This is a genomic window from Mesorhizobium sp. M8A.F.Ca.ET.057.01.1.1, assembly GCF_003952565.1.
In the GTDB taxonomy this organism is placed as follows: domain Bacteria; phylum Pseudomonadota; class Alphaproteobacteria; order Rhizobiales; family Rhizobiaceae; genus Mesorhizobium.
Genome location: NZ_CP034454.1, coordinates 104,956 through 131,114 on the forward strand (window position 1 = coordinate 104,956; position 26,159 = coordinate 131,114).

20 protein-coding genes are annotated in these 26,159 nt (G+C 64.0%); 9 read left to right on the plus strand and 11 right to left on the minus strand.

The features are described 5' to 3' along the window. Positions 1-35: 35 nt before the first annotated feature. The 3 genes from EJ077_RS00530 to htpX form a co-directional block, all read right to left on the minus strand. A complete protein-coding gene (locus EJ077_RS00530) occupies positions 36-1,760 on the minus strand; it encodes a heparinase II/III family protein (RefSeq protein ID WP_208699172.1) in 1,725 nt (574 codons plus the stop codon). A gap of 145 nt (positions 1,761-1,905) precedes the next feature. Continuing rightward, complete coding sequence (locus EJ077_RS00535) at positions 1,906-3,294, minus strand: RsmB/NOP family class I SAM-dependent RNA methyltransferase (RefSeq protein ID WP_208699175.1); 1,389 nt, start codon at positions 3,292-3,294, stop codon at positions 1,906-1,908. Further along, on the minus strand, positions 3,291-4,310 hold the full coding sequence (htpX, locus tag EJ077_RS00540; RefSeq protein WP_208699177.1) for a zinc metalloprotease HtpX: 1,020 nt from the start codon (positions 4,308-4,310) through the stop codon (positions 3,291-3,293). The genes EJ077_RS00535 and htpX overlap by 4 nt, the downstream gene beginning before the upstream one ends. A 105-nt stretch (positions 4,311-4,415) precedes the next feature. On the opposite strand from htpX, the gene EJ077_RS00545 reads away from it, so the two are divergent. After that, positions 4,416-4,634, plus strand: coding sequence for a DUF1674 domain-containing protein (locus EJ077_RS00545; RefSeq protein WP_135929941.1), 219 nt, complete (start codon positions 4,416-4,418; stop codon positions 4,632-4,634). Between the two features lie 60 nt (positions 4,635-4,694). Here EJ077_RS00545 and EJ077_RS00550 read toward each other — a convergent pair whose 3' ends face one another. Next, the gene (locus EJ077_RS00550; protein ID WP_208699178.1) at positions 4,695-5,360 is read right to left on the minus strand and encodes an HAD-IA family hydrolase; all 666 of its coding nucleotides are present in this window, start codon (positions 5,358-5,360) and stop codon (positions 4,695-4,697) included. Positions 5,361-5,525: 165 nt separating this feature from the next. Between EJ077_RS00550 and EJ077_RS00555 the strand changes: the two genes are divergently transcribed. The 3 genes from EJ077_RS00555 to EJ077_RS00565 all read left to right on the plus strand — a co-directional run bounded on the left by EJ077_RS00555 (position 5,526) and on the right by EJ077_RS00565 (position 9,878). Continuing rightward, on the plus strand, positions 5,526-6,395 hold the full coding sequence (locus EJ077_RS00555; protein ID WP_208702879.1) for a transglutaminase-like domain-containing protein: 870 nt from the start codon (positions 5,526-5,528) through the stop codon (positions 6,393-6,395). A 347-nt stretch (positions 6,396-6,742) separates the two neighbouring features. Then, the gene (locus EJ077_RS00560; protein ID WP_208699180.1) at positions 6,743-8,167 is read left to right on the plus strand and encodes a pilus assembly protein; all 1,425 of its coding nucleotides are present in this window, start codon (positions 6,743-6,745) and stop codon (positions 8,165-8,167) included. 448 nt (positions 8,168-8,615) lie between these two features. Beyond that, entirely contained in the window at positions 8,616-9,878 is a 1,263-nt protein-coding gene (locus EJ077_RS00565; RefSeq protein ID WP_208699182.1) for an SAM-dependent methyltransferase, read from the plus strand. A gap of 256 nt (positions 9,879-10,134) precedes the next feature. On the opposite strand, the gene EJ077_RS00570 is transcribed toward EJ077_RS00565, so the two are convergent. After that, positions 10,135-10,875 (minus strand): MOSC domain-containing protein, encoded by a 741-nt coding sequence (locus EJ077_RS00570; RefSeq protein ID WP_208699184.1) that lies wholly within the window; start codon positions 10,873-10,875, stop codon positions 10,135-10,137. Positions 10,876-10,883: 8 nt separating this feature from the next. Continuing rightward, entirely contained in the window at positions 10,884-12,839 is a 1,956-nt protein-coding gene (acs, locus tag EJ077_RS00575) for an acetate--CoA ligase (protein WP_208699186.1), read from the minus strand. Between the two features lie 306 nt (positions 12,840-13,145). On the opposite strand from acs, the gene EJ077_RS00580 reads away from it, so the two are divergent. Beyond that, complete coding sequence (locus tag EJ077_RS00580) at positions 13,146-13,418, plus strand: usg protein (protein WP_023784217.1); 273 nt, start codon at positions 13,146-13,148, stop codon at positions 13,416-13,418. A gap of 328 nt (positions 13,419-13,746) precedes the next feature. On the opposite strand, the gene EJ077_RS00585 is transcribed toward EJ077_RS00580, so the two are convergent. Together EJ077_RS00585 and EJ077_RS00590 are read right to left on the minus strand one after the other, a co-directional pair. Further along, a complete protein-coding gene (locus EJ077_RS00585) occupies positions 13,747-14,781 on the minus strand; it encodes an aldo/keto reductase (protein ID WP_208699188.1) in 1,035 nt (344 codons plus the stop codon). A 55-nt stretch (positions 14,782-14,836) separates the two neighbouring features. Continuing rightward, the gene (locus tag EJ077_RS00590; RefSeq protein ID WP_208699190.1) at positions 14,837-16,018 is read right to left on the minus strand and encodes an MFS transporter; all 1,182 of its coding nucleotides are present in this window, start codon (positions 16,016-16,018) and stop codon (positions 14,837-14,839) included. A 121-nt stretch (positions 16,019-16,139) separates the two neighbouring features. Here EJ077_RS00590 and EJ077_RS00595 point away from each other — a divergent pair, with 121 nt between their 5' ends. Further along, positions 16,140-17,045, plus strand: a complete 906-nt coding sequence (locus tag EJ077_RS00595) for a LysR family transcriptional regulator (RefSeq protein WP_208699192.1) — start codon at positions 16,140-16,142, stop codon at positions 17,043-17,045. 56 nt (positions 17,046-17,101) lie between these two features. Here the strand turns inward: EJ077_RS00595 and EJ077_RS00600 are convergent, their stop codons facing one another. After that, on the minus strand, positions 17,102-18,151 hold the full coding sequence (locus tag EJ077_RS00600; protein WP_208699194.1) for an aldo/keto reductase: 1,050 nt from the start codon (positions 18,149-18,151) through the stop codon (positions 17,102-17,104). 388 nt (positions 18,152-18,539) lie between these two features. Next, positions 18,540-19,202, minus strand: coding sequence for a YggS family pyridoxal phosphate-dependent enzyme (locus EJ077_RS00605; protein ID WP_208699196.1), 663 nt, complete (start codon positions 19,200-19,202; stop codon positions 18,540-18,542). Between the two features lie 153 nt (positions 19,203-19,355). Here EJ077_RS00605 and leuS point away from each other — a divergent pair, with 153 nt between their 5' ends. The 3 genes from leuS (at position 19,356) to EJ077_RS00620 (ending at position 25,361) form a co-directional block, all read left to right on the plus strand. Further along, complete coding sequence (leuS, locus tag EJ077_RS00610) at positions 19,356-21,980, plus strand: leucine--tRNA ligase (protein ID WP_208699199.1); 2,625 nt, start codon at positions 19,356-19,358, stop codon at positions 21,978-21,980. Continuing rightward, complete coding sequence (gene lptE / locus EJ077_RS00615; protein WP_208699201.1) at positions 21,967-22,545, plus strand: LPS assembly lipoprotein LptE; 579 nt, start codon at positions 21,967-21,969, stop codon at positions 22,543-22,545. Before leuS ends, lptE begins: the two co-directional genes overlap by 14 nt. Positions 22,546-22,874: 329 nt before the next feature. Then, the gene (locus EJ077_RS00620; RefSeq protein WP_208699204.1) at positions 22,875-25,361 is read left to right on the plus strand and encodes a DNA translocase FtsK; all 2,487 of its coding nucleotides are present in this window, start codon (positions 22,875-22,877) and stop codon (positions 25,359-25,361) included. Between the two features lie 73 nt (positions 25,362-25,434). On the opposite strand, the gene fsa is transcribed toward EJ077_RS00620, so the two are convergent. Further along, positions 25,435-26,091 carry a fructose-6-phosphate aldolase gene (gene fsa / locus EJ077_RS00625; RefSeq protein ID WP_208699208.1) on the minus strand — a complete coding sequence of 219 codons (657 nt, stop codon included), beginning with the start codon at positions 26,089-26,091 and terminating at the stop codon, positions 25,435-25,437. Positions 26,092-26,159: the final 68 nt, after the last annotated feature.

Genomic DNA, 26,159 nt, shown 5'->3' on the forward strand with positions numbered 1-26,159 from the left:
TTCGCTTTTCACGGCACGCCATGGCCGCCGCAAGCTCAGTTGTTTTCGGGATAACCGGTGATCTTTGTCCGCGTCAGCTGCCAATGGACTTCGGCAATTTCGGACGCCTTGAAAGCGAGCACGATCTGGCGGCTGCGGCGTGGACCGCCCAGACCGGCGAAATAGATCGATTCCTCCACCTCGGGCATCACTTCGCTCGAGGTGAACACCCAGATGTCCGCCTGATCGGCGGTCAGGATCAGCCGCTCCTGTTCGTCCTGCAGCAGATTGATGTCCGGATGGATGTGAAAGCGCACGGTGATGAAATCGCGGCCGTTGTTGCGGACCGCGGCGTTGCCAGGCCGCTGGAACCGGTCCCGGCCCGCCAGCACATTGCCGTCCGAGGAGAGTTTCAGTTCACGCTCATGCAGGAAGCCGAAACGCTGGAGATAGCCATCATGACGGGCGATAAAGCCGTGGACGCCCTTCTGGTCGATGCGTTTGCACTGCACTTGCTGCGGGCCGCCGATCAACGGTGAACCCAACTGGTCGTTGACCCGCAGCGCATGGGTGAAACGCGCCGAAGACGTGTCGTTGATGGTGGCTGTCGAATGCGCGGCGGTGGCACGGGCCAGCGGCCTGAACTCGGCGGCGCCGTAGGTGTCGATGCCGGCATTGACGATGTAATGCTGGCGCCCGGACGACAGTTCGAAGGCGAGGCAGCCGGCATGGGCTGCATTGGACACGTCGACCGGTGGCGGCAGCCCGGTATCGGCGATGACGGTGGTGCCACCCATCGCCAGCCGCTCATAGCCCGAATGCGGCGCATGCAGCAGCGGCGAGCCGGCGGTGTCGTCATGGCGCAGGATGGTGGCGATGCGGTCATGGATGGTGGCGCCCATGCCGTTGAAGCGGGCGAGGCTGCCATCCTGATGGCGGAAGAAGCGCAGCGCCGGCAGCATGCGGTCGATAGCGCCGATCAGCGCCTGCGGCGGCGCTTCGGCCTGGTTGGCATAGGTCTGCCGCAAAGGCAGAAGGTCGGCGAGGATTTCCAGCACCGCCATCGGATTGCGCGAGATATGGCCGCCATCGGCAAGGATCTGGCGATTGAGTTCTTCGGCGAGGTTGCGGGTGGCGCCGCGCAGCGCCGAGGCCGGCGCCGGCAGGGAGAGTGCGGCGAATGCCAGCGCGATGCGAGCGCGCAGCCGGTCCTTGCCGTCGGGCATTTCGCGCGCCATGGACCTGAGGTAGCGGATCTGCATCGCCAGCGATTTCAGGAAGGCCCGGTAGAAGGGAAATTCGGCGCCCTGCAGCACGACGGAAGAATGCTGCAGCCAGGCGATGATACGTTTGGCCGTCGTGCCTGGCTCCCAGGCAATGCCCGAAATATGGCTGCCATGCATGGCGATCCAGTCGGAAACGAGCGCGCGGGCGTTTGCCGCGGCCAGTTCCGTGCCGGCGGCGCGCATGTGGCGCAGCCAGCGAAAGCCATGCAAGGTCTTCTGCCAACCGTGATTGGGGACATTGATCTGGAAAGGGGATTTGCCGCCGGTCTCGACCAGATGGCCAGACAGGGGATAACGGCCGTAATAGATCTCGAGTGCGATCTGCGGATCGGCGAGGCGCAGGTCCGGCGGCGCGATCAGGACGCGTTCGGGCGTGCGGCCGGAATAGCGCCAGCGATAGACCGGCCCGGCACGCAGGCGCCGGCGTGTCTTGCGCCAGAACTCCTTCGCGACCAGCGTCCACAGACGCGTCGTGTTGCCGGCAGCAAGTGCCAAAAGCCCTCCTGGTCGTCCTCTATCCCGGCACAAGTTTACATGATTGAACGTAGCGTGCGAAGGCGAATTCCTGGCAACGGGTCCGGTACCTCGTTTTAACCCTGACCCGCCCTAAAAAAGTCAGTAAATCCGGTCGGTTACACGATTAGCCGGCGCGGCGCATACGCGCGGCGAAGAAGCCGTCCAGACCGGAGCGCTCCGGCGCGCCGAGGTCGAGGTCGGCGGGCGTGGTGCGCAGCGTGCCTTGCTGCGTCAGGAACGAATCGATGCCGGCGATCTCGCCCTGATGCAGCGGATCGTCAATGACCACAGCCGTGTCCTTGAGAAAGGAACGATGCAGTTCTTCACCTTCGAGCGGGTCGAGCGAGCAATTGGAAAAGATGATCCGGCCGCCGGGCCTGACCAGCGTGACGGCGCGGGCGAGCAGCCTGCGCTGCAGGTCGGCAAGTTTTTCGACGTCCGCCGCCGTCTTGGTCCACGGCACGTCGGGGTGCCGTCGCACCGTGCCGGTCGAGGAACATGGTGCGTCGAGGAGCACGGCGTCGAACAACGCCGCCGGCTCGTATTTGAGCAGGTCTGCCTGGACGATTTCGGCGGACAGTCCGAGGCGGTCGAGGTTCTGCCCCAGCCGCGCCAGCCGGTTCTTCGAGGTGTCGATGGCGGTGACCCTGGCGCCGGCCAGGATCAGCTGAGCGGTCTTGCCGCCGGGCGCGGCACAGAGATCGGCGACGCGCAATCCGCCGACATCGCCGAACAGTCTTGCCGGCAAGCTGGCCGCAGCATCCTGGACCCACCAGGCGCCTTCCGCGAAGCCAGGCAGTTCGGTCACAGCGCCGGCAAGCTTCTCCACGCGCACCGTGCCGGTCGGCAGGACCATGCCGCCGAGTTTTTCGGCCCAGAATTCGGCATCGGCCTTGACCGAGAAGTCGACTGGCGCCTCGTGGCGATGGGCGGCCAGGATCTGCCGGGCCTTCTCGGCGCCGTAGGCCGCCTTCAGCCGGTCGGAAAACCATTTTGGCGCTTCGTCGGTGGCGGCAAGCACGGCCGGAAGTTCGGCTTCCTTGGCGCGTGCGAGCGTGCGCAGCACGCCGTTGACCAGGCCGGAAAAACGCTGCGTGCGGGGGTCGGACTTGGCGTGCGTCACGGCGAGGTCGACGGCCGCGCTGTCGGGAATGTCGAGGAACAGGATCTGCGCCGCCGCCACATGCAGTATGTGCGACAAGGCGGTCGCGTTGGGCGGCAGCGGCTTTTCCAGGCGCCGCGCCAGCAATCCCGATATGGTCATGCGGTAACGCAGCGCGGTGACCAGTATGGCGCGCACCAGGCCACGGTCGCGCAGATCGAGCGCCTTGTATTGCGGATGGCCGTTCTCGTGGTCGGTCAGGCCATCAAGCGGCGTGCGGGCGTCGATGACGGCGGCCAGCAGCCGCGCCGCCGCCTTGCGCGCGGCAAGGCCGGCAACGAACTCGCCGCCGGCATTGTGTTCCTGATCGCCTGAAACCCTGCGTCGAGGTGCTCTGCCCGCCACGCTCACGACCACCGGCCCTTAGGCCCGGTCGGGTTGCGGCCCCACGGATTGGGTTTCGGGCTGGCCGGTTCGACCTGTTGTTCCGGTTCGGCCGGCTTGCCCCATGGTCCGGCCGCCCGCGGCTCGTCCGCCCGCGGCGTCGTCGGTGCCTGGCGCTGCGTGGCCCGCGGAGCGCCATCGCCCATTTCGCGCGCCATCGCCTGCAGCGCGGCGATGCGGTTGTCGGTGCTCGGATGGGTGGAGAACAGACTGTCCATGCGCTCGCCATGCAGGGGGTTGATGATGAAGAGATGCGCCATCGCCGGATTGCGCTCGGCGTCGGGGTTGGGAATGCGTTCGGCCCCGCGGGCGATCTTGTCAAGCGCGGAGGCCAGCCACAGCGGGTGTCCACAGATTTCGGCGCCGCGCCGGTCGGCCTCATATTCGCGGGTGCGGCTGACCGCCATCTGCACGATCATGGCCGCGAAGGGCGCCACGATCATCGCCGCCAGCACGCCGACAAAGCCGAACGGGTTGTTTTCGCGGTTGCCGCCGAGGAAAAAGGCGAAATTGCCGAGCATCGAGATGGCACCGGCAAAAGTGGCGACGATGGTCATGGTCAGCGTGTCGCGGTGCTGGACGTGGGCAAGCTCGTGCGCCATCACGGCGGCGACCTCTTCATGGGTCAGCCGCTGCAACAGGCCGGTCGAGGCGGCGACCGCCGCGTTTTGCGGGTTGCGGCCGGTGGCAAAGGCATTCGGCTGCGGATTGTCGATCAGATAGGTTTTCGGCATCGGCAGCCCGGCCTGCTTGGCCAGTGCCTGGACGATGGCGTAATATTCCGGCGCGTTCTTCTCGTCGACCTCGACGGCGCGGTTCATCGACAGCACCATCTTGTCGGCGTTCCAATAGCTGAACAGATTGGTGCCGGCGGCGACCACCAGCGCGATCATCATGCCGCCCGAGCCGCCGATCAAAAAGCCGACGCCCATGAACAGCGCCGTCATGACGGCGAGAAGCATGGCGGTGCGAATGGTGTTCATCGTCTGCTCCTGTCGGGATGGTGGTGAAAAAGGGTCGATCCTTGCGAGGTCATCGCTATATGATGGGAAACGCCTGTTCCTGTTTCAATCCGCGGGAAATATCGCATGAACGACGAAACCAGTAAAACGCCCGCCGGCGATGGCAATGCGTTGCGGAAAGATCTGACGCCAGCCGCCCGTCGCGCGTTGGCGGAAGCCGACGCACGACGCACCGACTATCTCGCCCAGGAAGCCGCCCTGCCGAAAGAGATCGGTGGCCGTGGCGGCAAGGAGCCCGGCCGCTATGGCGACTGGGAGATCAAAGGCCTGACCAGCGACTTTTAGGGTGTGTCGATACTCAGCTGAGGCCGGCCTGCGAATCTCGCCATACCTGGTGCGCCCAGACTAAGCGGCACTACGCTGTGGCTCGAGCGCCAGCCAGCCTTGCTCGTCGACCGTGAGGCCGACCGTGTCATAGGCCGATATCGCGGCATGCGGGGTTTGCAGCGCGTGCTGGTGCGTGGCGTTGATCACCATGACCGAAGCGCCCGCCGCCTCGGCCGCCGCAATGCCGGCCGGCGCATCCTCGAACACCAGACAATCGCGCGCGTCGAAGCCAAGCCGTCTCGCGCCGAGCTGGAAGCAATCGGGCGCCGGCTTGCCGCGGGAAACGTCCTCCGCCGCGACGAGGACCGCCGGGACAGGAATGCCGGCGACCTTCATGCGTGCAAGCGCCAGCGAGCGTGGCGCCGAGGTTACGATCGCCCAGCGCTCCGGCGGCAGCGAATTGAGGAACGCAACGGCGCCAGCAATCTGGAGAATGCCATCCAGATCGGCCGCTTCCGCCTTCAGGAGCAGGTCGGCTTCGTGCGTCGGATCGACGCCCGGGAGCGCCAGGGCGGTGATGGTCTCGATCGCCCGCACGCCATGGATGGTCGGCAGGAAGGCGGCGACGTCGAGGCCGTGACGACGTGCCCAATCGCTCCATACCCGTTCCGCCGAGGCGATGGAATTGATGAGCGTGCCGTCCATGTCGAAGAGAAAGGCGGCGAATTTCTTGCCTGCGTACATGATTTTCCTTGGATTGCGGGGGTGTGCCTTGGGGAAGAGCGCAACCGTACCTTCCAGGCGCCCGCATGGAAAGGCGCGAGAACGCCTTTTCGGACGGTCCAGGGAACCACCATCCCCCAACCGCGTTTCAGCCACACTATCTCCATGACCATCGAAGGGGACACGATGCTGATACGGCTCGGCTACGAAATCGCCATTGAATGCACAGAGCCGACGCCGGTGGTTTCGCTGCTTGAGATCCACCGGGAGAGGCAGGCCGATATCAAGCGGCAGACGCGGGTGCTGACGTCGCCTTCCGTGCCGACGCGCCTCTACCACGACCTGCATGGCAATGCCTGCCGCCGCTTCACTGCCCCCGCCGGCGGCTTTCGCATCCTCTACGACGCGGTGATCGAGGACAGTGGCGAGACGGACGAGGTGAATACGCTGGCCAGCGAAATGCCGGTCGCCGATTTGCCCGACGAGGTGCTCGGCTATCTCCTAGGCAGCCGCTATTGCGAGACAGATCACCTGAGCAATCTCGCCTGGCAGCTTTTCGGCCATCTTCCATCCGGCTGGGCGCGAGTGCAGGCGATCGTCGACTATGTCCACAACCGCCTGTCCTTCGGCTACGGCTATGCGCGTTCGACCCGCACCGCCGCGCAGGCGCACGAGGAGCGTGTCGGAGTGTGCCGCGACTTCGCCCATCTGGCGATCACGCTTTGCCGTTGCATGAACATTCCGGCGCGCTATGTGAACGGCTATCTCGGCGACATCGGCGTGCCGGCCGATCCGGCGCCGATGGATTTCTCGGCCTGGATGGAAGCATTCCTCGACGGCAAGTGGTACACGTTCGATCCGCGCCACAACCGGCCCAGGATTGGTCGCGTCGTCGTCGCGCGCGGCCGCGATGCCACCGACGTTCCCTTGCTGCACAGTTTCGGCCCGCACCGGCTTACCTTGTTCAAGGTATGGACCCACGAGCAGGAAGGCAGGCTGTTCAATCCACCCCACCACGGTATCGACAGAACGGCCAGCGCACAGATGCTGGCCTAGGGTGTGTAGATATTCAGATGAGGCCGCCCTGCAATTGCCTCAGCTGATCTCAACACAGCAGTCCCGGGACAGTTGACCCGTTGCGGCACAGAGACGCTGTTCCGCAACAAGACGTCGCCGGACACCGGACGAGGTCTTCGGTCTTGGCATGGTAAGCGTCCGGTAAACGCCGGCGCGGATACGGTCCGACGTTTACCGGTCATTCACCTTCCTGCCCTGTGAAAATCAAACAAAAACAATGTTCTGCTGGCGAACTCCTGGCCTGTGGTCCGATCGCCGCGTCATCCGGCTGGAATCCTGCACTGCCCTGTCCGCGGCGACGAGCCGAGGCAAGCGGAGGCTGTTGGATGCGGAATTACGGGGGTCTTGTTCACGCGGTCGGCGAGTTGGCCAGGGATCGCGGTGGAAATTTCGCGGTCCTGTTCGGCTTTGCCGCCTCGGTCTTGGCGCTGGTCGCGGGCTTTTCGGTCAATGTGACCCAGCTCTACAATGCCAAATCGAGCCTGCAGGGGGTGGTCGATGCGGCTGTGACATCGACGGCGCGTGACCTGACCACCGGCGCCATCAAGGAAGCCGACGCCAACAAATCCGTGCAGGCTTTTCTCGAGGCCAACAGCACGGCGGGTACCCTGCACGCCGGCCAGATCGTGCTCGACAAGTTGATCGTCGACAGGACAGCCAACACCGTGCAGGCGGATGCCCATGTCGACGTCGCCTTGTTCTTCCCGATTTTCGGGATGGGGGACGCAAGACGTGTCACCGCCTCGACGACATCGCTCTATTCGGACAAGCAGATTGAAGTGGCGATGATGCTCGACGTGACCGGATCGATGGCGGCCAACTGGTGGGCCAAGACCGACAAGATCGGCGATCTGCAGGCCGCTGCTTCCGGTGCCGTCGAGGATCTGCTCGACAACAACATCGACCCCAACAATCCGCGCGTGCGTGTGGCGATCGTTCCCTATGCCGAAGCGGTGAACACCGGCGGTCTCGCGGACAGCGTTTTCGTCGAGCAGAAAGGGGGCTCGGATTTGCCGCCTCCGGTGGATGCACCGATCCTTGTGGACTCCTCCGCGCCGCCAGCTCCCGACAAATGCGCCACCGAACGCAAGGACAAGGACGGCTATGCCGACTATTCCTCCGACGGCCCGTCCGCACCGCGCCTCAACAAGCAGGGCAAGACGTATCTTGCCAAGATCAACCGTGACGATCGCATGGGCACCTGCCCGAAACCGGAACTCGTTCCGCTGACGGCCGATAAGCAGAAATTGCTCGACAGGATTACGAGTTTCAAGGCGGCGGGGGTGACCGCTGGCGGCATCGCCGTGCAATGGGGCTACTACATGCTTTCGCCATCCTGGCGCTCGACCATCGTCAGCGCCAGGCTGGGCGCGGGCCCCGCCAATTTCGACAGCAGGAGAGTGGGCAAGGTCGCCATCCTGATGACGGACGGGCAGTTCAATACAGCTTTCGCCGGCGGACGTGGCGCACCGAAATCCCAGAATGCCGGCCAGATGTCGCGAAGCAATGCCGAAAACATTTGCGACAACATGAAACGCGATGGCATCGAGATTTTCACGATCGGCTTCGATCTCGACGATCCGTCCATGACATCGACCGAGCGGGACCAGGCCAAGAGCGTGCTTCAGGATTGTTCCACCGCGGACACGTCCTCGCTGAAGCACTATTACGAGGCCGCCACGGGTCCGGAACTGGATGCCGCGTTCAGCGCCATCGTGCAAAACATCGAACGCCTGACGCTGACCAAATAGAAGATCCGCGAAAAGGAAAAGGCCGCCGCTTCTTTCGAAGCCGGCGGCCTTCCGTGTTTCCGTCCATGGCGCGGCCCAATGGCGGTGACGTTCACGTCACCCGCCGCGCATCTCGCGCCTTAACGGGAAGACTGCTTCCCGAAAGTGCAATCCGCTGAGGCCACGTTCTGGAAAACGAAATCACTCGACATCGGATCACCTCCTTTCAGTTCGTTGAACACAATCCCAAGGTGGGGTGTTTCGGCCACTTTGGCAAGTCCCACGATGCGCCGCTGTCCCGGGACCATGTTCAGGGCGCGCCGATGTGTCCGAATTGAGACACTTCGCCTGGCTGCGAACAGCCGCTCCCGCCTGCATGGCGTCCGGCAGCGCAAGGCGGGTTGCCCCCGGCTGGTCAAGCAGCCACAATCAAATCGGGCCGTCGGCACCGGTTCCGGGGGAGAGTGGCATGGATGCAGCCGACAAGGCAGCGCGCATCGTTCGGAGCGTCGTCGAGGCGCTGAAGCCAGGTTTCGCCGTCAGGCTGTGGACCGGTGAGCGCATCGGTCCGCCAAGCGGCCCGGTGCTTGCCATCAACGACCAGGACATCGTCTGGCAGCTGGCCCGCCGACCGAATTTCTCGACACTGGTGGAAATGTGGATCGCCAAGACGATCGACATCGAGGGCGGGTCGATTTTCGAACTCTACGCGCTGCCATCGAAGGGCAAGCTCAGGCTCAAATCCCTGCCGAAGCGCGCTATCCTGCGCGACCTGCCCGCCGTGCTGTTTTCGCGAAGGCAGATGACGAACCGGGCGGATCTTGCCGGGCAAAATCCCTTCGTCAGCGGCTCGAACAAAAAGGCGATCGAGCATCATTACGACATCTCGAACGAATTCTACCGGCTCTTCCTCGACGAGCGCATGGTCTATACCTGCGCCTACTTCACCGATTTCGCCAACGACATCGACCAGGCGCAGAAGGACAAGCTCGACCATATCTGCCGCAAGCTCAGGCTGAAGCCGGGCGACAGGCTACTCGACATCGGCTGCGGCTGGGGCGCCATGCTGATCCATGCCGCGAAGCACTATGGCGCCATCGGCCACGGTGTTTCGCTGTCCGAAGGACAGACCCGGCTGGCGCGTGAGCGCATCCGCGCCGAAGGGCTGGAGGAAAGGATCACCATCGACATCAAATCCTACACCGAGCTCGACGGCAGCTACGACAAAATCTCGTCGATCGGCATGTTCGAGGCGGTTGGCCTCGCCAACCACGACACCTATTTCTCGACCGTCCACCGGCTGCTGAAGCCCGGCGGCGTCTACCTGCATCATGCGATCACCCGGCGCGGCAAGGGCAGCGCGAGGAAGACGCTGCGCAAGGGCGCGGAGTACAAGGCGCTGATCAAATACATCTTTCCCGGCGGCGAGGTCGACACGATCGGCATGACGCTGGGCAATTTGGAGGCGCACGGTTTTCTCGTCCATGACGTCGAGAACCTGCGCGAGCACTATGCCCGCACCTGCAGGCTGTGGGCCGAGCGCCTGCGGGCACGGTTCGACGAGGCGATCGCAGAGGTGGGCGAGCCCAGGGCGCGGCTATGGCTGCTTTACCTGGCCGGCTGTTCGATCGCGTTCGAACGCGCTTCGGCGCAGATATTCCAGACCGTCGTCACCAAACGAGCGCGCGGCCCGAGCGGACTGCCACCGACGCGAGCTGACCTTTATCGGTAGTGATGTGTCTGATTCGGCGCCGGAACCCTCGCGCTTCGTCATCCTCGGGCTTGACCCGAGGATCCGTGCCGCGACATCCGCCGCGGATGCAGCGGAAGAGAATTCTGAACCGTTGCAACGCTTTAGCGCCACGGCATGGATCCGCGCCGCGCCGCGCCGCGTCGCTTCGCTCCTTGCTTCGCGCTGGGATGACGAAGGCGCGGAGGTTTCTTTCAATCTCCAAGGTGGGCGGTACGCTCGCTTCGCTGTCGGAGGTCTACAGAAACCGCATCGGCGCACCGATATCGACACGGCCGGGTTGGTCGACGGTGCAATAGACGCCGAGATTGTGGGCGTTGTAACGCACCAGATTGCGCAGGATGCCGGGATCGTTGTCGAAACCGTCCTGGGCGATGATGGTGAAGCCGCAGCGGCGGCACGGCTCGGAGATGGTCAAGACGAGGTCGCCGATGGCGAGCTTGCGGCCGATCCATTCCGTTTCGGGAAACGAGCCGTCGACCGGGGCCATGTCGACGACGATGTTGGGACGAAAGCGGCGCGGATCTGCGGCCCCGTCCGGATGCAGCGCCTTCAACCGCGCCAGGGATGCCGTGGTCAGGAGATGGATCGGCGCCTTCTTGTAGCGCGCCTGCGTCAGCGGGCCGGCATAGGCGGGCGGGGCGTTCTCGCGGCCGAACGGGCGAATCGAGGCGGCAAAGCCAAGATAGTCCGACACCGCGCGGTCGCATTCGGGGCCTGGCGCGCTGAGCCAGTCGCCGCCGGGAACGGCGATTTCCAATACGCGATCATGGCTCAACCGGGTCCTGATGCGCGGCACCTTGTGCCACTTGGCGTCACGATCGGGCCGGGCGATCTCGTTGTCCGACGTATCGACGAGGCCGAACATACGGTCGCCCTCGATACTGTCGGTGCCGACCGCTATCGCCTCCAGCCGCTCGCCGGCGAGCGAACTCGCCGGATAGCGCCAGAGTTCGGCAACGCTGCCGATCGCGGCCATGGCCGGCGTCAGCCCTTCTTGTTCTGCCGGTTGGCGACGAGGTCGTCGACCACGGCCGGATCGGCAAGCGTCGAGGTGTCGCCAAGGGCGCCGAAATCGTCCTCGGCGATCTTGCGCAGGATGCGGCGCATGATCTTGCCCGAGCGGGTCTTGGGCAGGCCGGGCGCGAACTGGATCTTGTCGGGCGTGGCGATAGCGCCGATCTCCTTGCGGACATGGGCGACAAGTTCCTTGCGCAGATCTTCGGTCGCTTCGACGCCCCTCATCAAGGTGACGTAGCTGTAGATGCCCTGGCCCTTGATATCATGGGGATAGCCGACGACTGCTGCTTCCGAGACTTTCTCATGGCTGACCAGCGCCGATTCGACCTCGGCCGTACCCATGCGGTGGCCGGAGACATTGATGACGTCGTCGACGCGGCCGGTGATCCAGTAATAGCCGTCCGCATCGCGGCGACAGCCGTCGCCGGTGAAGTACTTGCCCTTGTAGGTCGAGAAATAGGTCTGCACGAAGCGGTCGTGATCGCCATAGACGGTGCGCATCTGGCCCGGCCAGGAATCGGTGATGCAGAGATTGCCGTCGGCCGCACCCTCCACCACCTTGCCCTCGCCGTCGACCAGCTGCGGCTTGACGCCGAAGAAGGGCCGCGTCGCCGAACCCGGCTTGAGGTCGGTGGCGCCGGGCAGCGGCGTGATCAGGATGCCGCCGGTTTCGGTCTGCCACCATGTGTCGACGATCGGCACCTTGCCATCGCCGACGACGTTGAAATACCACTCCCAGGCTTCCGGGTTGATCGGCTCGCCGACCGAGCCCAGCACACGCAGCGATTTGCGCGACGTCTTCTTCACCGGGTCGTTGCCGGCGCCCATCAGCGCGCGCAGCGCCGTGGGCGCGGTGTAGAAGATGTTGACCTTGTGCTTGTCGATGACCTCCCAGAAGCGTGACTGCGAGGGGTAGTTTGGCACACCTTCGAACATCAGCGTGGTGGCGCCGTTGGCGAGTGGCCCGTAGACGATGTAGCTATGGCCGGTCACCCAGCCGACATCGGCAGTGCACCAGTAGATGTCGCCGTCATGGTAGTCGAAGATATATTGGTGCGTCATCGACACATAGACGAGATAGCCGGCGGTGGTGTGCAGCACGCCTTTCGGCTTGCCGGTCGAGCCCGACGTGTAGAGGATGAACAGCGGATCTTCCGCCTTCATCTTCTCCGGCTTGCACTCGGACTTCACCGTCGCGACTTCGTCGTGATACCAGACATCGCGGCCCGGCGCCCAGCCGATCTTGGCGCCCGTGCGGCGCACGACCACGACATTCTTGACCATGACGTGGTGCTTGGCGGCGATTTCGATCGCCTTGTCGGTGTTGTCCTTGAGAGGAATGGGTTTTCCTCCACGCAGGCCTTCATCCGATGTGATGACGAAGGTCGATTCGCAGTCGACGATGCGGCCGGCGAGCGCATCCGGCGAAAAGCCGCCGAAGACGACCGAATGGATGGCGCCGATACGCGTGCAGGCCAGCATCGCGTAGGCCGCCTCCGGGATCATCGGCATGTAGATGGTGACGCGGTCGCCTTTCTTGACGCCGTGCTTCTTCATCACATTGGCGAGCCGGCAGACGTGTTCGTAGAGCTCGTTGTAGGTGATTTTCTTGTCGTCGTAAGGGTTGTCGCCTTCCCAGATGATGGCGGTCTGGTCGCCGCGCTTCTTCAGGTGGCGGTCGATGCAATTGTACGAGACATTGGTCTGGCCATCCTCGAACCACTTGATGGAGACCTTGCCGTCGAAGGAGGTGTTCTTGACCTTGGAAAAGGGCTTGAACCAGTCGATGCGCTTGCCGTGCTTGCCCCAGAACTTGTCCGGGTTCTTCACGCTGTCGGCATACCATTTGAGGTAGGTGTCATTGTCGATCAAGGCGTTCTTCTTCCACGCCGGCTGGACGCGATGGACATGAACCTCGGACATTTCTTGGCTTTCCTCCCGAACCAATCCGCCGGCTTGAAACGCCTGCGGGATCGCGGCGACGCAGCCGCGAATTCGGCGGCATTATTACCAGTTCCGCCGCGACGGCAACATTAGACGTTGGATTCGCGCGGCGGGATGCCGCAGGGGCGCTTTTCGAGACTGTCAGCACTCGACCAGGTCCGCTGCTAACTGCATGTTTTTGCGGGAAAAGTTCGCTTTACGATCAAGAAAAATCAATAGACAGTTAAGTAACGGCGCGCACAATTGGTGCCAGGGAGGAAAGGAGAATCAACCTTGGGGACCGCAATGCGCGACCATCTTGAAATGGACCTGATGCTCAAAGGCTACGGCCTGACCACGGCCAAGATTCTTTATCATTTCCCCGACCACCCGCATCTCCTGCAGAGCTTCGTCTGGCAGGACTACGACATCGCTCCGAAGTTTCCGGTGCTGATCCGGTTCATCGAATTCTGGAAAGCCAAGCTGGATGGGCCGCTGCATTCGGTGGTCTATACGCACCAGAAGCTGATCGCCCCGAATGAATGGCGCAAGGTGGATGGAGAGTTCGTCCTGCATTAGGGGCAGTAGTGCCGGCATTTTTGTCGACCGGTAATGATTGGCGGTAACGCCCATCAGTTCGTCATCCACGGGCGGAGCAAGGAGCGTAGCGACGCGGCGCAGACCCCTGGAGCTGCTTCGCAGTCCAAAGGATCCATGCCGCGACTTCCGAGCGCCGTAGCGTCCAGAATTCTGCTCCGCCACGATCTTCGACCAAGTTCACGGCATGGATCCTCGGGTCTTCGCGACGCCGCTTCGCGGCTGCTTCGCCCGTGGATGACGAAGTTGAGGGGGGCTTCGGCTACTCGCCAATGTCCATGATGATCCCGAAACGTAGGATCCCAACCAATCACACCGCCGGCGGGTTCAACCGCGCGAAACCTTCCTGGCGCCGATAGGGAAAATACGGATAGGGGGCGGTGACTTCGCTCGCCGCGTCCAGCGTCTTGATCTGCTCCGGCGTCAGCGTCCAGCCGACGGCGCCGAGGTTCTGGCGCAGTTGCTCCTCGTTGCGGGCGCCGATGATAACAGATGAAACGGTCGGGCGTTGCAGCAGCCAGTTGATGGCGATTTGCGGAACCGTCTTGCCGGTCTCCTCAGCCACCGCATCGAGCGCATCCATGACCCGGTAGAGATGCTCGTCTTCGACCGGCGGGCCGAAGCTCGCGGTCTCGTGCAGGCGGCTCTTTTCCGGCAAGGGCTGTCCACGTCGGATCTTGCCGGTCAGGCGGCCCCAGCCGAGCGGGCTCCACACCAACGCGCCGACGCCCTGGTCGAGGCCGAGCGGCATCAGCTCCCATTCATAGTCGCGGCCGAGCAGCGAATAGTAGACCTGATGCGCGACATAGCGTGGGTAGCCGTGCGTCTGCGCCAGGCCGAGCGACTTCATCACTTGCCAGCCGGAGAAGTTGGAAACGCCGACATAACGCAGCTTGCCGGAGCGCACGAGGCCGTCCAGCGTCGCCAGAACTTCCTCGATCGGCGTCCCGGCATCGAAGGCGTGCAGCTGCAGCAGGTCGATATAGTCGGTGCCGAGACGCTTCAGCGCGGCGTCGACCGACTTGATCAGCCGCGAGCGCGACGAGCCATGGTCGGCCGGCCCGTCGCCCATCGGCAGCGCGGTCTTGGTCGAGATCAGCACCGCGTCGCGGCGGCCTTTTATCGCCTCGCCGAGCACCTCCTCCGAGGCGCCGTTCGAATAGACGTCGGCGGTGTCGAAGAGGTTGACGCCGGCCTCGAGGCAGATGTCGATAAGCCGCCGGGCTTCTTGCGCGTCGCTGTTGCCCCAGGCGCCGAACAGTGGGCCGGAGCCGCCGAAGGTTCCTGCGCCGAATGAAAGCGCCGGGACTTTCAGGCCCGATGCGCCGAGACGTCGATAGTCCATTTTCTTGCTCCTGGTGGTTTGTGAAGAGGTGAGGCGATTCGGATGTCGGCCGATGTCATGACCGGACAGGGACAGGCGCGCCGAGCCTGGCGCCGCGATCGAGGCGCAGCGCCAGTCCGGCCACGGCGAGCGCCGCGAGCGGCAGCAGGGCAGCGACCCAGGTGAGCGAACCCAGCCCAAGGCCATGGGCGATGACCGCGCCGCCAAGCCAGGCGCCGGCGGCGTTGCCGAGGTTGAAGGCGGCGATGTTGAAGGACGAGGCGAGGCTCTGGCCGGCGCCTTGCGCCTTTTCCAGCACCCACATTTGCAGCGGCGCCACGGTGGCGAAGGCCGCTGCACCCAACAGGCCGACATAGAGAACGGCCATGACCTGGCTGTGGATGGCGAAGCTCATGGTCGCGAGCACAAACGCCAGCACGACGAGACTGCCCAGCACCGCCGGCACCAGCCAGCGGTCGGCGACCTTGCCGCCGGCGAGGTTGCCCGCGATCAGGCCGCCGCCGAAGACGAGCAGGATCGGCGACACGGCGGCTTCCTTGAAGCCACTGATCTGCGTCAACAGCGGCGCGATGTAGGTGAAGACGGCGAAGACGCCGGCATAGCCGAGCACGGTGGTGGCAAGCCCGAGCAGGACCGGCGTGCGGCGCAGCACGGCGAGATCGGCCCGCAGGTCGCTCTTCTCGGGCGCGACCTGGCCGCGCGGCACCAGGGCCAGGATGACGGCGAAGGCCGCGAGGCCGACCGCGGTCACCGCCCAGAAGGTCGCGCGCCAGCCGAAGGCCTGGCCGAGCCAGGTGCCAAAGGGCACGCCGAGGATGTTGGCGATGGTGAGGCCGGTGAACATCAGCGCGATCGCGGAAGCCTTCTTGTTGGGTGCGACCAGGCCGGTGGCGACGACCGAGCCGACGCCGAAGAAGGTGCCGTGGGCAAAGGCAGTGATGATGCGGGCGCCCATCAGCGTCCAGTAATCGGGCGCCAGCGCACAGGCGAGATTGCCAATCGTGAAGATCGCCATCAGAGCCAGCAGCACGGTTTTGCGCGGCCAGTTGCCGGTGGCGATGGTCAACAAGGGTGCACCGATGACGACACCGAGCGCATAACCCGAGATCAATTGGCCGGCGGCCGAGATCGACACACCAAGATCCTTACTGACATCGATGAGCAGGCCCATGATGACGAATTCGGTGACACCGATGCCAAAGGCACCGGCGGCGAGGGCATAGAGAGCAAGAGGCATGGCGGTTCGTCCCATCTGTGGGCAAAGGACGCTTGGCCCGCGCCCGGCCCGGAAGATCGTGATCCGCCATGTTGTGAACCAGACTTGCTCAAGGCATATTTTCTGTGAAATAGATTCACAGATGGCCCGACCCGATATCAACCGCTCCGGCGAGATCGAAGTGTTCGTGCGTGTCGTCGAGGCGGGCAGCTTCTCGGCCGCGGCGCGACGGCTGCGCATGACACCGTCGGCGGTAAGCAAATTGATCGCACGGCTCGAAACCCGGCTTGGCGCGCGGCTTGTCAGCCGCTCGACGCGCAAGCTCCAGCTCACGCCGGAAGGAACGGCCTTCTACGACAGCGGTGTGCGCGTCCTCGCCGACATGGATAAGGCCGAGCGTGAAGCCGCGGCAGGAGCCGCGCCGCGCGGCAGGCTGAGGGTCAACAGCTACGTGCCGTTCGGCCAACATCGGCTAATGGGGCTGCTGCCGCGCTTTCTGGAGCGCTATCCCGAAATTTTCGTCGAGGCTGTGCTGACCGACAGCGTGATCGACCTACTGGAAGAGCGCGCCGATGTCGCCATCCGCGCCGGGCCGCTGCGCGAGTCACGGCTGGTGGCGCGCAAGCTCGGTCAAAGCCGGATGGTGCTGGTCGCGGCACCTTCCTATCTCGAAGCACACGGGACGCCGCGTGCGTTGTCCGATCTCGAGCGCCACAACATGCTCGCCTTCGGCTTCGTGCGGCATATCGACGGTTGGCCTTTTGTCGATGCGGCAGGCGCGCCGATCATCATCCCGGTTGTCGGAAACCTGACATTGACCGATGGCGAGGCGATGCGGCTGTCCGCGCTTTCGGGGGCGGGCATCGCGCGGCTGGCGCGCTGGCATGTCGAGCCCGACATTGCCGCCGGCCGGCTGGTGCCGCTGCTGGAAGATTTCAACCCCGGCGACGAAGAGCCGACCCATGCCGTCTTTGTCGGCCAGGGCAAGCATCTGCCCGCACGAGTGCGGGCTTTTCTCGACTTTCTTGCCGAGACGGTTCGGCTGTAATCGAAGCCGCGCGTCCATGAGACACGCGGCTTCGAGAAGGCTGGCTTTCCCGCAGGCTATGCCTTCGGGACGAAGGGCGCCGGACGCCGGCCGGCGCCCTGGCGCTCGACCATCCAGCCGGGATATTCGGCCGGCAAGGCGCTCACTTCATCCAGCCTGGCGAGATCGTCGGCATCGAGCTTGAGGCTGGTGGCGGCGAGGTTTTGTTCGAGCTGCTCCATGCGGCTGGCGCCGATGATCACGCTCATGACGAACGGTTTGGCCAGGACATAGCCGAGCGCCACGGTGGCGACGCTGACATCATGCTTCCTGGCGACCTCGCGCATGACGGCGACCGCCGCCCAGGCACGCTCCTCGTTGACCGGCGGGAAGTTGAAGGAGGCGCGGCGACCCTCGCCATTGCCCGGCGCGCCAGGGCCGTATTTGCCGGACAGCAGGCCGCCGGCCATCGGCGACCACACCATCAGGCCGAGCTTCTCCTCGTTGATCAACGGCACGATCTCGCGTTCGAGGTCGCGGCCGGCGATCGAATAATAGGACTGGATGGTCTCGAAGCCGGCAAAGCCCCTGCGGTCGGCGATGCCGAGCGCCTTGGCGATGCGCCAGGCCTGCCAGTTGGACACGCCGACATAGCGGACCTTGCCGCTGGAGACGAGATCATCGAGTGCCCGCAGCGTTTCGTCGATCGGCGTCACCGCGTCGGTACCGTGCAATTGATAGAGATCGATATGGTCGAGTTGCAGCCGTTCGAGGCTGGCATCGACCGAATCCATGATGTGGCCGCGCGAGGAGCCGCGCTGGTTCGGCCCGTCGCCGGTGGCGGCATGAACCTTGGTGGCGATGACCACGGTCGACCTGGCAATGCCGAGGTCCCGGAGCGACTGGCCGAGCAGGCGTTCGGACTCGCCGAACGAATAGACGTCCGCCGTGTCGAAGAAGTTGACGCCGGCAGCGATCGAACGGCCGACGATCTCGTTGACGCCCTTCTGGTCGAGGCTGGCGATCAGGCCCCATTGGGCGTTCTGGCCGGCGGCGCCGAAGGTCATGGTGCCGAGGCAAAATTCGGAAACGAAAAGCCCGGTATTTCCAAGCTGATTGTAGCGCATGGCGAAAGCTCCAGAGAAATGTGCGATGACACAAAACAAATAAGAACGGTACGTTTCGTTTCCAGTGCTGGCGTAATGGACCAGTCGCGGTTGGCATCATAGGTCCGTGAATTGTCGGTTGGCTACGAAGTAAATGTTCCCAGCGCGGCTGGCAGCCATGATTTCTCGGAACCTTGGAGATTGGCCGAAACATTTCTCACTTCGTCATCCACGGGCGGAGCAGCCGCGAAGCGGCGTCGCGAAGACCCGAGGATCAATGCCGCGACCTTGCTGACGGTTGCAACGGAACAGAATTCTGGACCTTCGCGACGTTTCGGAGTCCCGGCATGGATCCTGGCGTCTGCGCCGCGTCGCTTCGCTCCTTGCTCCGCCCCAGGATGACGAAGGCCTACCGGCTGCCGAAGATCGCCGAGCCGACCCTTACGCTGGTGGCGCCAAAGGCGATCGCCGTTTCGTAATCGCCCGACATGCCCATCGACAGTCTGGCGACGCCGGCTTCCTTGCCGAGCTTCTCCAACAAGGCGAAGTGCGGACCGGGATTCTCGTCGGCCGGCGGAATACACATCAGGCCTTCGATGGTGAGGCCGTGGACTTCCCGGCAGCGTTTGACGAAGGCGACCGCCTCGCGCGGTTCGATGCCGGCCTTCTGCGGTTCGGAACCGGTATTCACCTGGACATAGAGTTTTGGCACCCGGCCTTGCCGGACAATTTCCTTGGCGATCTCGGCGGCGATCTTTTCGCGATCGACCGTCTCGATGACGTCGAACAGTGCCACCGCCTCCTTGGCCTTGTTCGACTGCAGCGGGCCGATCAGGTGCAATTCAATGTCGGGCAAAGCTTCCTTCAGCGCTGGCCATTTGCCTTGTGCTTCCTGGACGCGGTTCTCGCCGAAGACGCGCTGGCCGGCCTCGATCACCGGTTGGATGTCGACGGCGTCGAAGGTCTTGGAGACCGCCACCAGCGTCACCGCGCCGTCTCTACGGCCAGCCTCCTGCTCGGCGGCGGCGATCTTCGCCTTGACCGCGAAAAACTGCTGAACGGTGTCGCCCATATGCAAATCCCGCTGTTTTGACCCGCGTTTTTGGCCGCCGCGATGCCCATATGGTTGACGGGTTTGCCAAACCATGGTGAACACCCGGACCACATTTCGTGAACTGCCGGGCTCTTGCCCGCAGTCCGCATGCTTTTAAGTGAAAAACGTCCCATGGCAACCGAACGATACAATCCGCGCGCGTCAGAACCCAAATGGCAGAGGGCCTGGGCGGAAAAGAAGCTTTTCGAAGCGCACAATGATGATCCGCGCCCGAAATACTACGTGCTGGAAATGTTCCCCTATCCGTCGGGGCGCATCCATATCGGCCATACCCGCAACTATACGATGGGCGACGTGGTGGCGCGCTACAAGCGGGCCAAGGGCTTCAACGTGCTGCATCCGATGGGGTGGGACGCCTTCGGCATGCCGGCCGAAAACGCCGCCATGCAGAACAAGGTTCATCCCAAGGAGTGGACCTACCAGAACATCGCCACCATGCGCGAGCAGCTCAAGGTGATGGGCCTGTCGCTGGACTGGGCGCGCGAATTCGCCACCTGCGACGTCGATTACTACCACCGCCAGCAGATGCTGTTCCTCGACTTCGTCGAGAAGGGGCTGGTGACGCGCAAATCCTCCAAGGTCAACTGGGACCCGGAGGACATGACGGTGCTCGCCAATGAGCAGGTCATCGACGGGCGCGGCTGGCGTTCCGGCGCGCTGGTCGAACAGCGCGAATTGACGCAATGGTTCTTCAAGATCACCGATTTCGCGCAGGACCTGCTGGATTCGCTCGACGGCCTCGACGAATGGCCCGAAAAAGTGAAGCTGATGCAGCAGAACTGGATCGGCCGTTCGGAAGGCTTGCTGATCCGCTGGCCGCTGGCGTCGGAAATTGCCGGCGAGCACGAGCTTGAGGTCTACACGACGCGGCCCGACACCATTTTCGGCGCCTCGTTCATGGCGATCGCCGCCGATCATCCGCTGGCCAAAAAGGCCGCCGAGACCAATCCGGCTTTGGCGAAATTCATCGACGAAGTCCGCCATATGGGCACTTCGGTGGCGGCGCTGGAAACGGCCGAGAAGAAGGGTTTCGACACCGGCATCCGCGTCGTCCATCCCTTCGACGATACTTGGACGCTGCCGGTCTACGTCGCCAATTTCGTGCTGATGGAATACGGCACCGGCGCCATCTTCGGCTGCCCGGGACATGACCAGCGCGACCTCGACTTCGCCAACAAATATGGCTTGCCGGTGGTGCCCGTGGTGATGCCGGACGGCGAGGACCCGTCGGCTTTCCAGGTGATCGACGTGGCCTATACCGACGATGGCGCGATGATCAACTCGCGCTTCCTTGACGGCATGACTCCAGATCGGGCTTTCGACGAGGTCGCCAGGCTGCTGGAACAAAAGACCATCGGCAATCGCCCCATGGCCGAGCGCAAGGTGAACTTCCGCCTGCGCGACTGGGGCATTTCGCGCCAGCGCTACTGGGGCTGCCCGATCCCGATGATCCATTGCGAGGATTGCGGCGTGGTGCCGGTGCCGAAGGCCGACCTGCCGGTCAAGCTGCCGGACGACGTCGATTTCGACCGGCCGGGCAATCCGCTCGACCGTCACCCGACCTGGCGGCATGTGAAGTGCCCGCAATGCGGCAAGGACGCGCGCCGTGAAACCGATACGATGGACACGTTCGTCGATTCGTCCTGGTATTTCGCCCGCTTCACAGCGCCGTGGGCGCATGACCCGACCGATCCCAAGGCAGCGAACGAGTGGCTGGCGGTCGACCAGTATATTGGCGGCATCGAGCATGCGATCCTGCATCTGCTCTATTCACGCTTCTTCACCCGCGCGATGCGCGAGACCGGCCATGTCGACCTGGCCGAGCCGTTCAAGGGCCTGTTCACGCAAGGCATGGTGGTGCACGAAACCTACCGTGTCGGTTCGGCATCGAACGGCCGCTGGCTGGCGCCGACCGAAGTGCGGCTGGAGGATGTCGACGGCAAGCGCCGCGCCATCGACATCGCCACCGGCGAGGCGGTCACCATCGGTCCGCTCGAGAAGATGTCGAAGTCGAAGAAGAACACGGTGAGCCCGGAAGACATCACCGACGGCTACGGCGCCGACACGGCGCGGTGGTTCATGCTGTCGGATTCGCCGCCCGAACGCGATGTCGAATGGACCGACGACGGCGCCGCCGGCGCGCACCGCTTCATGCAGCGCATCTGGCGGCTGGTGTCGACGGCGGCCGAGACGCTGGCAGGCATCGCACCGAAGGCCGCCAATGATGGCGAGGCCGGAGCGGTTTCCAAGGCCGCGCACAAAATCCTGAAGGCAGTCGGCGAAGACATCGAGAAGCTCGCCTTCAACCGTGCCATCGCCCGCATCTATGAACTGGCCAACGCGCTGACCACCCCGCTCAACGAGGTGGCGGAAGGCAAGGCCGATACGGCGCTGAAAAGCGCCTGCCGCGAGGCCGTGGAGATCATGGTGCATCTGATCGCGCCCGTGATGCCGCACCTTGCCGAAGAGTGCTGGGAGGCGCTGGGCGGCACCGATCTGGTCGCGGAAAGGCCGTGGCCGGTCTTCGATCCGGCGCTGGTCGTCGACAACGAAGTCACTTATCCGGTGCAGGTCAACGGCAAGAAGCGGGGGGATTTGACAATTGCCCGCGACGCGGACCAAGGTGCGGTCGAAAAAGCGGTCTTGGCTCTCGACTTCGTGCAGAAAGCACTTGAAGGTAAGGCTCCGTGCAAGGTGATCATCGTGCCGCAGAGGATCGTCAATGTCGTTGCCTGATCGGGAAAAGACAGAGTTGAGCCGTCTGCTTCGCCGCGTCGCGCTTGCCGGTCTTATCGGCTCGCTTGCGCTCGTCTCGGCCTGCCAGGTGCGGCCGCTCTATTCGAGCGCGCCGCTGTCGACCGGCTCCAGCGCCAATGCCGAGTTGGCTTCGATTGCGGTCAAGCCGGTCCGGACGCGTTATGCCCAGCAGGTGCGCAACAATCTGATCTTCGGGTTTGGGCGCGGCGCCGGCGAACCGGCCTCGCCGCTTTATTCGCTCGATCTCGGCGTGACAGAAGCTGTTGAATCATCGGCGCTGGTCCAGGTTGGAACCGATCAAGACGAGCCGACCGCCGGTTCGGTGACGCTGACCGCCGGCTACACGCTAACCGATGCGAAAACCGGCGCGGTGATCGCGGTCGGCAAGCGGGCGATCACCTCGTCCTTCGACAGGCCGCGTCAGGAGTTTGCTTCCTACCGCGCGCAGATCGACGCCGAGAACCGTGCCGCGCGCGAACTGGCCGAAGCCCTGCAACTGTCCATCGCCCAGGATCTGGCCCGGCACGGCAAGACGGCCAGCTAGCGCGAGTCATCGTCTTAGAAGAGGGCCGAATCGCCCTCTCTCCTGGATCCTCATTTCCTGTTCCCGGGGATTGAACCGTAGGCAGCCGGGCTGTCTGGCGGCATGAAATTTCCGTCCGATGGTTGTCAGGCGAGCAAAGGCTCGTCCCTTTCCAGTAGCCGCATTTGGATGAGCAACCGGTCGTGGAAACACCATCGGGTACTCAAGTCCTCATCGTGCGGCGTCGCCGCGAAAGATACGTCTCGATCGCTGAAGCGACGCTGACGGGAAGCAACTGTTAACCACTCGCTCCCTATTGCTCAGCAGACATTTCACAGTGAGTCTTGAGCATGGAAGCCAGGCGTTTTTCTCGGGTCAATTCGTTGCACGCAGTTTCGCCCGATGACCCCCAAGGAGAGCGTTCCGGCGGCCCGCGCGGCAAGGCGGATGTTGGCCAGTCCGGTGCTTCCCACGCAGGTCATTCCGGGCGGGTTGCCGATCTCGGCGGCGACACCGAAAGCCCTGCCTGGCAAGAGTATTTTTTCCTGGCGCCCAATGTGCGTTTTACACGCACGCCGGACTATGAACCCAAGCATCGCCAGCAGCACGACGAGGTTGCCGGGGAGGGTCGCCCGCAGGCGCTCCCGACGCAGCAGGCCGGGCCTGGCGCCGTCATGCATCGCGGGCCGTCACCGGCCGGGTCCGCCCAGCCAGCGCGCGGCGGCGAGACGTCGCAAGGCGTTGTGCCCGCGGCTCCGAAGGTGCCCGCAACGGCAGTGGCCACGCGTCCGGCGCCCGTCGTCCGGAATGGCGCGCCGGTCAATGCAGCCACCGCTGAAAAAGCCCGGCGGCCCTATCTTTCGGATCACGCCTTCTTCGAGGGCCTGGCTCCGCTTCTGGTCGATGTGACGTCACCGGTCCGGCAGGTCAGCCCGGCCCCGCGCGCACCGGTCGCGGCTCCGCCGGTTGCCGCGGCGCGGGCCGACATCTCCGCGTCCGCCGCGGCCGATGTCACCGCCTTGTTCCGTGTCATCGAATGCCTTCCCGGCCAGGCACCGTCCGCCCCGCCCGACGTCTTTCCGGCCAACTCCAACAAGGCCGTGGCCGAGCCGTCCGTTCCGGCGCGCAGGACTGCCCGGCAGGCTCGGATGACCACCGCCGTCGCACCTGCCGCAAGCAACGCCGCCCCGACGCCCATTGCGCAACGCGTGGGCGAAGCCGTCCCCGCAGCGCGGGCGCCGTCGCTGCCCATGGCTGGCAAGGTTGCTCAGCCGGAGACGGGCGAAGGCTACGAGCTTCCCTCGGAGGAGCTGCTGCAGCAGCCTCCCGAGGGCCAAGGCTTCTACATGTCGCAGGAGCGGCTCGAGCAGAATGCCGATCTCCTGGAAAGCGTGCTGGAGGATTTCGGCGTGCGCGGGGAGATCATCCACGTACGCCCCGGCCCGGTCGTCACCCTCTACGAATTCGAGCCGGCGCCTGGCGTCAAATCCTCCCGCGTCATTGGTCTCGCCGACGACATTGCCCGCTCCATGTCGGCGGTCTCGGCGCGCGTCGCCGTGGTGCCTGGCCGCAATGTCATCGGTATCGAGCTGCCGAATGAGACCCGCGAAACCGTCTATTTCCGCGAACTGATCGAATCGCAGGGCTTCCGCAAGACCAGCTGCAAGCTGGCGCTTTGCCTTGGCAAGACCATTGGTGGCGAGCCTGTCATCGCCGAACTGGCGAAGATGCCGCACCTGCTCGTCGCCGGCACCACGGGCTCCGGCAAGTCGGTCGCCATCAACACCATGATCCTGTCGCTGCTCTACCGGCTGAAGCCGGAAGAATGCCGGCTGATCATGGTCGACCCGAAGATGCTCGAACTGTCCGTCTATGACGGCATCCCGCACCTTCTGACCCCCGTCGTCACGGATCCCAAGAAGGCCGTCACCGCGCTCAAATGGGCGGTGCGCGAGATGGAGGACCGATATCGCAAGATGGCGCGGCTCGGCGTGCGCAACATCGACGGCTACAACGAGCGCGCCGCCCAAGCCCGCGACAAGGGTGAGACGGTCGTCATGAGCGTGCAGGCCGGCTTCGAGAAAGGCACCGGCGAGCCGCTGTTCGAACAGCAGGAAATCGACCTTGCGCCGATGCCCTACATCGTCGTCATCGTCGACGAGATGGCCGACCTGATGATGGTTGCCGGCAAGGAGATCGAAGGCGCCATCCAGCGCCTGGCGCAGATGGCGCGGGCCGCCGGCATCCACCTGATCATGGCGACGCAGCGGCCGTCGGTCGACGTCATCACCGGCACGATCAAGGCCAATTTCCCTACCCGCATCTCCTTCCAGGTCACCTCCAAGATCGACAGCCGCACCATCCTGGGCGAGCAGGGCGCCGAACAGCTGCTCGGCCAGGGCGACATGCTGCACATGATGGGCGGCGGGCGCATCGCCCGTGTGCACGGCCCCTTCGTTTCCGACGCCGAGGTCGAGCATGTCGTGGCACATCTGAAGGCGCAGGGCCGCCCCGAATATCTGGAGACGGTGACGGCCGACGAGGATGAAGAGGAAGAGGAAGGCGACCAGGGAGCGGTCTTCGACAAGGGAGCCGTTGCCGCCGAGGATGGCGATTCCAGCTATGACGAGGCGGTCAAGGTGGTGTTGCGCGACAAGAAATGTTCGACGTCCTACATCCAGCGCCGCCTCGGCATCGGCTACAACCGCGCCGCTTCACTGGTCGAGCGCATGGAGAAGGAAGGTCTGGTCGGCGCCCCCAACCATGTCGGCAAGCGCGAGATCATGGCGGGCAAGCGCCAGCTGGCGGCCGCGCCCGCCGATGACGACGCGGATTGAGCGGCAGGCCGCCACGAGACGCCAATAAAAAAGGCCGGTTGCCCGGCCTTTTTTGTATCTGGTGTCGGACCGCTCAGCCGATCTTCTGGCCGGTCTTGGCCCAGTCGGCGAGGAAAGCGGCAAGGCCCTTGTCGGTCAGCGGATGGTTGACCAGTGCCTTCAGCGTCGCCGGCGGCGCGGTGATGACGTCGGCGCCGATGAGAGCCGCCTGCTTCACATGGTTTACCGTGCGCACGGAAGCGGTCAGGATTTCGGTCTGGAAATCGAAATTGTCGTAGATCTGACGGATCTCCTGGATCAGCTCCATGCCGTCCGAGCCGGTGTCGTCGACGCGGCCGACGAAGGGCGAGATGAAGGAAGCGCCGGCCTTGGCGGCGAGCAGCGCCTGGTTGGCCGAGAAGCACAGCGTGACGTTGACCATGCGGTTCATCTCGGTGCGGATGGTCTTGCAGGCCTTCAGGCCGTCCAGCGTCAACGGCACCTTGATGCAGACATTGGGCGCGATCTTGGCCAGCACTTCGGCCTCAGCCATCATCTGCTTGTATTCGATCGCCACGACTTCCGCCGAGACAGGCCCTTCGACGATGTCGCAAATCTGCTTGGTGACCTCGGCGATCTTGCCGCCCGATTTCAAGATCAGCGAAGGGTTGGTTGTGACGCCATCGAGCAGCCCCAGATCGTTCAGTTCCTTGATCTCTTTGATATCGGCGGTGTCGGCAAAAAATTTCATGGCGGGTCTCCTGACGATTTCGTCGTGCTTGGGAGGGCACGTTCAGCGTTGCTCTTTGATCTAGACCA

What these genes read in the sequence shown, in the direction of transcription:
- htpX (WP_208699177.1), bottom strand. Translation starts at nt 4,310, where the DNA reads ATGAACACCATTCGCACCGCCATGCTTCTCGCCGTCATGACGGCGCTG.
- EJ077_RS00545 (WP_135929941.1), top strand. Translation starts at nt 4,416, where the DNA reads ATGAACGACGAAACCAGTAAAACGCCCGCCGGCGATGGCAATGCGTTG.
- EJ077_RS00550 (WP_208699178.1), bottom strand. Translation starts at nt 5,360, where the DNA reads ATGTACGCAGGCAAGAAATTCGCCGCCTTTCTCTTCGACATGGACGGC.
- EJ077_RS00555 (WP_208702879.1), top strand. Translation starts at nt 5,526, where the DNA reads ATGCTGATACGGCTCGGCTACGAAATCGCCATTGAATGCACAGAGCCG.
- EJ077_RS00560 (WP_208699180.1), top strand. Translation starts at nt 6,743, where the DNA reads ATGCGGAATTACGGGGGTCTTGTTCACGCGGTCGGCGAGTTGGCCAGG.
- EJ077_RS00565 (WP_208699182.1), top strand. Translation starts at nt 8,616, where the DNA reads ATGGATGCAGCCGACAAGGCAGCGCGCATCGTTCGGAGCGTCGTCGAG.
- EJ077_RS00570 (WP_208699184.1), bottom strand. Translation starts at nt 10,875, where the DNA reads ATGGCCGCGATCGGCAGCGTTGCCGAACTCTGGCGCTATCCGGCGAGT.
- acs (WP_208699186.1), bottom strand. Translation starts at nt 12,839, where the DNA reads ATGTCCGAGGTTCATGTCCATCGCGTCCAGCCGGCGTGGAAGAAGAAC.
- EJ077_RS00580 (WP_023784217.1), top strand. Translation starts at nt 13,146, where the DNA reads ATGCGCGACCATCTTGAAATGGACCTGATGCTCAAAGGCTACGGCCTG.
- EJ077_RS00585 (WP_208699188.1), bottom strand. Translation starts at nt 14,781, where the DNA reads ATGGACTATCGACGTCTCGGCGCATCGGGCCTGAAAGTCCCGGCGCTT.
- EJ077_RS00590 (WP_208699190.1), bottom strand. Translation starts at nt 16,018, where the DNA reads ATGCCTCTTGCTCTCTATGCCCTCGCCGCCGGTGCCTTTGGCATCGGT.
- EJ077_RS00595 (WP_208699192.1), top strand. Translation starts at nt 16,140, where the DNA reads ATGGCCCGACCCGATATCAACCGCTCCGGCGAGATCGAAGTGTTCGTG.
- EJ077_RS00600 (WP_208699194.1), bottom strand. Translation starts at nt 18,151, where the DNA reads ATGCGCTACAATCAGCTTGGAAATACCGGGCTTTTCGTTTCCGAATTT.
- EJ077_RS00605 (WP_208699196.1), bottom strand. Translation starts at nt 19,202, where the DNA reads ATGGGCGACACCGTTCAGCAGTTTTTCGCGGTCAAGGCGAAGATCGCC.
- leuS (WP_208699199.1), top strand. Translation starts at nt 19,356, where the DNA reads ATGGCAACCGAACGATACAATCCGCGCGCGTCAGAACCCAAATGGCAG.
- lptE (WP_208699201.1), top strand. Translation starts at nt 21,967, where the DNA reads ATGTCGTTGCCTGATCGGGAAAAGACAGAGTTGAGCCGTCTGCTTCGC.
- EJ077_RS00620 (WP_208699204.1), top strand. Translation starts at nt 22,875, where the DNA reads ATGGAAGCCAGGCGTTTTTCTCGGGTCAATTCGTTGCACGCAGTTTCG.
- fsa (WP_208699208.1), bottom strand. Translation starts at nt 26,091, where the DNA reads ATGAAATTTTTTGCCGACACCGCCGATATCAAAGAGATCAAGGAACTG.